The organism is Mycobacterium sp. UM_Kg1, from assembly GCF_000972925.1.
GTDB lineage: Bacteria > Actinomycetota > Actinomycetes > Mycobacteriales > Mycobacteriaceae > Mycobacterium > Mycobacterium hiberniae.
In genome coordinates this window covers 1-3,816 of the sequence record NZ_JRMK01000235.1, presented here as the reverse complement: position 1 = coordinate 3,816, position 3,816 = coordinate 1, and the positions used below count along the sequence as shown (strand labels likewise).

The 3,816-nt window shown below is 64.0% G+C and carries 3 protein-coding genes and 4 tRNA genes; 1 reads left to right on the top strand and 6 read right to left on the bottom strand.

Going from position 1 to position 3,816, the window contains the following annotated elements:
• Positions 1-99 precede the first annotated feature (99 nt).
• From LI92_RS20305 to LI92_RS20285, 6 genes are all read right to left on the bottom strand, one after another.
• The gene (locus LI92_RS20305; RefSeq protein ID WP_046322069.1) at positions 100-636 is read right to left on the bottom strand and encodes a hypothetical protein; all 537 of its coding nucleotides are present in this window, start codon (positions 634-636) and stop codon (positions 100-102) included.
• Positions 637-733: 97 nt separating this feature from the next.
• Positions 734-1,480, bottom strand: coding sequence for a Clp protease N-terminal domain-containing protein (locus LI92_RS20300; RefSeq protein ID WP_046322067.1), 747 nt, complete (start codon positions 1,478-1,480; stop codon positions 734-736).
• Between the two features lie 394 nt (positions 1,481-1,874).
• Positions 1,875-2,393: a zinc ribbon domain-containing protein gene (locus LI92_RS24540; protein ID WP_082109829.1), complete on the bottom strand. Its 519-nt coding sequence runs from the start codon at positions 2,391-2,393 to the stop codon at positions 1,875-1,877.
• A gap of 794 nt (positions 2,394-3,187) precedes the next feature.
• Positions 3,188-3,262 (bottom strand) — tRNA-Val (locus LI92_RS20295).
• A 17-nt stretch (positions 3,263-3,279) separates the two neighbouring features.
• Positions 3,280-3,350 (bottom strand) — tRNA-Cys (locus tag LI92_RS20290).
• A gap of 30 nt (positions 3,351-3,380) precedes the next feature.
• Positions 3,381-3,453, bottom strand: a tRNA-Gly gene (locus LI92_RS20285).
• A gap of 159 nt (positions 3,454-3,612) precedes the next feature.
• Between LI92_RS20285 and LI92_RS20280 the strand changes: the two genes are divergently transcribed.
• A tRNA-Val gene (locus LI92_RS20280) sits at positions 3,613-3,684 on the top strand.
• Positions 3,685-3,816 lie beyond the last annotated feature (132 nt).

The following is a 3,816-nucleotide window of genomic DNA, read 5'->3' as shown; positions in this document are numbered from 1 at the left end:
AGGAGAGGCGAAGCTGGACCGCCGAATCAAGCCCGGGGGTTAGCGAGCCTCGACGAAGGAGAGGCGAAGCTGGACCGCCGAATCAAGCCGGGGGTTAGCTCACAGATTCCACTGGGCCAACCGCAGGCCGGTGTTGCGCGACAGCATCACCACGTGGGTGACCAAGCCGCGGTAGACATCCCAGTACACCCCGCCGTTGACGGTGGAGCCCGCCGGAGCGTTGGTCAGCAGCGCGTCCAGGGTGGTCGGGTCGTCGGTGTGCTTGGACACGTAGGCGTCGCCGCCGGGCGTGACGCCGTCGAAGGTGACCGAGGCGGCCATGATGTAGGGGTTGGGCACCGAGATCGGGTGGACGGTCACATTCGCCCGCCAGGGGCCGCCCTGGTTACGCCAGCGCGGCGAGCCGTTCGCGCCCCAGCCCGGGGGGATCTCGCTGGGCACCACGTCATGCACCGTGACATCGGCGACGATCGGTCCGAATGCCTCGTCGTGGTAGGAGATGCGCAGCGTGTCGCCGAGACGCCCGATCGGTGCTTCGGGGGTGGTGGTCGGCGTGGCGTATCCAGACGCCGGCAGGGTGAGCGCGGCCACCGCGGTGACGACGGAAGTGACCAGGCCCAGAATCCAGCGATGCATCATGTCCTCTTCGTTTGCTTCTGGGCATGATGGCACATCGGCCTCGCGGGTGCAGCGGCCTTGCCCGGGCGGGTTCACGCCTTGGTGGTCCGGCCGGTCAGCCCGTGGTTTCAGAATCGGGGGAGGCCAGAGTCGCGGCGATCGCCTCCAGTGCTCGCGCCAGATCGGCTTCGGCCCGATCCCGGTCGACTCCGGCGCGGTGCAGAGGGCCGGTGCCGTCTTCGGCTTCCAGCAGCGCCAGCAACAGGTGTTCGGTGCCGATGTAGTTGTGGCCGAGGCGAAGTGCGGTGCGGAAGGTCAACTCCAGTGCCTTGCGGGCCGGGCCGCTGAAGGGGATCAGTGCGGGCGGTTCGGTGTCGCTGGGCTCAAGGGTGATGGCGGCAGCGACGGCCTGCGGGTCGATGTGCTGCGCGGTGAGCAGGGTGGTGGCCAGCGCGCCGGGATCGTCAAGGAGCCCAAGGACGAGATGATCGGGGGTGATCTCGCTGCTGCGAGCCAGGCTTGCCGCGTTCTGGGCCGCCACCACCGCGTTGCGGGCCCGGGGGGTGAATCGGGCGAAGCCCTGCTCGGGATCCAGCGTGGCGGCCTCGGGACGCGGGACGAACTTCTTCTGCGCCGCCTGCTTGGTGACTCCCATGCACTTGCCGATGTCGGTCCACGACGCCCCCGAGCGCCGCGCCTGATCGACGAAGTGCCCGATCAGATGGTCGGCGACTTCGCCGAGGTGTTCGGCGGCCAGCACGGCATCGGTCAACCGATCTAGGGCGTCCTCGTGCACGCTGGCGATGGCGTTGATGAGGTCATCGAGGCGGACGGGTTGGGCGAGAGGCGTGGGGTCGGCCATGGCGTCAACGTTAGGTTGACGATATGATTGCGTCAACCGAAGGTTGACGAAATCCGCCGGGGTGGTCGTCCTGTTCCCGGCTCTGGCGGCGTACCGCCTGGCGGGTGGGTCAGCCCAGCCGATCCAGGCCGGCCAACGTATCCAGTTGGGCGTCGGGGTCGCCGAGTCCTCGCCCGTTTTTGACGCCGCGAGCCGTGGAAAACGAGGCCTGAGCGATCCCTCAGATTTTTAAAAAGTGACCTTCACCTGCGCCTTTGCGGCAGACGATCAGCGAAGAGGATCAACCCAGGAGAAATATTTGCCCGCGAAGGTGCGGCGCCGAGAGATTCGGGCGCTCCGGTCACGATTGCCGAGTTTGCACCCAGTCACCCAGTGAGGCCAAGGCAATGTGTCGTCAGATTCTTCCAGAAGATTTAGGTAGGCGCCTCAACTTCGTTTCGCATCGCTCGCACAGGAATGTCGATTTGGCGAGTGGCTCTACTTGAATGTGCTGGCAGTGGAAACACCTGACCTTGCTTGTCGTCCTCGCTGGCTTCGCTTGAGGGTCCGCTTTAGATGGGGCGGACATGGGTCGGGCGGCAAAGCGATAGCCGCAGTGCTTACATACCCGCGCGGCGGCGAGGACGGTCTCGGCGCAGTCCGGGCACGCTTTAGTTTGCGCTTGCAATGTGGCTGGGCTGTCAGTCCATGCTGTGACGTTCCCATACCGTTGACTGCCGTCTCTCTCGCGATTGCGGCCAGGTTGCGGCGGTTTTGCAGAAAGGCAAGCCTCGATGATGAAGCCAATTAGGCCCAGGAAAAGTCCGAGGAGTAGGCCCTCTGCCCACGGGCGGTTCTTCGAATTCGCGACCGCCGCTCCGCCGGCAGCGAAGATTAGCCCGTAAACTGCAGCAGCTGCATAAAGTGGGTCCACGTTGGCCGACTTTAGTCACCGAGACTGCAGTTGGACTGCGCTTTTCAGCACCCGGAAGTTTTTGGATTTGCTATCTGAGGAGTCGAGCTTTCCGTGCCCCCGGCCGCAGCCAATCTGGAAAACGGCGCCCAGGCTCAGGCGCAGGAGCAACGACGTGTATGTCCAGGACGGCGATGACAGCTCGGATGAGACCGGGGGGCCATATTCTCAATGGGCGAGCTCCCAGCCGCTACAGGAGGTCAGCCCTAAGCTGCTCAAGCTCACCTGGGTTGGCGCTGACGTTGGTCATCGCGCTCCATCCTTTTTGGTGCGGTCAATAAAAGGTCATCGCCTTCAACGCCGGCAACTTCGGCGATCACAGCCCTACATCCTGGATCTGGATTCCGGCCCACCGTTCTGCGGGGTCGACGGTGTTGAGAATGGCCTGGCCAGGGTCCGGGCGTTTGTCAGCGTGTACGGGCTACCGCCGACGTACACCAGGGGCTCGTCGTCGCCGTCTACTGCGATGGGCCCGTTGCGGTATCGGATGACTACGCATCGCACGTCTCCGTCTGCTGTGGCCCCGTTGGGCACCACTTCAGGGCATGACCAGGCGCAGCGATAGTCTTCAGGCTCCCAGTCGTCTCCCCAGCCGGGTCTGCACCCGCGGGAAGTGGAACTTCTTCGGTGGTGGTGGTCATGGCGAGGCTCCTCCGATTTTCGGAGCCAGCTACACCTATTAGAGCCCGTTAACCCACATGTGGCCATGTCGGGCAGTTGCGAGGCCGGATACCTGTTCTGAACTGCGTCGATCCTGGTGCGCGGTACTGGGATTGAACCAGCGACCTCTTCCGTGTCAGGGAAGCGCTCTCCCGCTGAGCTAACCGCGCTTAGAGCCTTGGGACGGAGGTGGAGACGGGAATCGAACCCGTGTGCACGGCTTTGCAGGCCGTTGCCTCACCACTCGGCCACTCCACCGCAAGGGGTTGATGCCACTTGACACCCTCGAGCGGATGACGGGATTCGAACCCGCGACCCTCACCTTGGCAAGGTGATGCGCTACCAACTGCGCTACATCCGCGTGCCACGGGCGAGATCGTCGCCCGTCGCGATGCAGAACATTAGCGGACACATGTGAGCCAGCACAACTCCGCATGTCAGAGGGGTGAATTGCGCGAAAAGTGCCCTGCGCATTGATACTCGGGGGGGTGGCCGTGCTAGTGTTCGTCCTCGTTCATCCGGTCTCGTAGCTCAGGGGGAGAGCGTCCGCCTCACACGCGGAAGGTCGCTGGTTCGATCCCAGCCGGGACCACAAGAAAGCCACCTGGTGACAGGTGGCTTTTCTCGTTTCAGGACGCGTGATCGTCCGAAGCTGGGCGCAATGCGGCCGAGGAACCCCATGGTCGATCTGAGCCGAGGTCGATGCGCTGTCTCTTATACACAT

Coding starts and splice junctions, on each gene's coding strand:
- LI92_RS20305 (WP_046322069.1), bottom strand. CDS start 636: ATGCATCGCTGGATTCTGGGCCTGGTCACTTCCGTCGTCACCGCGGTG.
- LI92_RS20300 (WP_046322067.1), bottom strand. CDS start 1,480: ATGGCCGACCCCACGCCTCTCGCCCAACCCGTCCGCCTCGATGACCTC.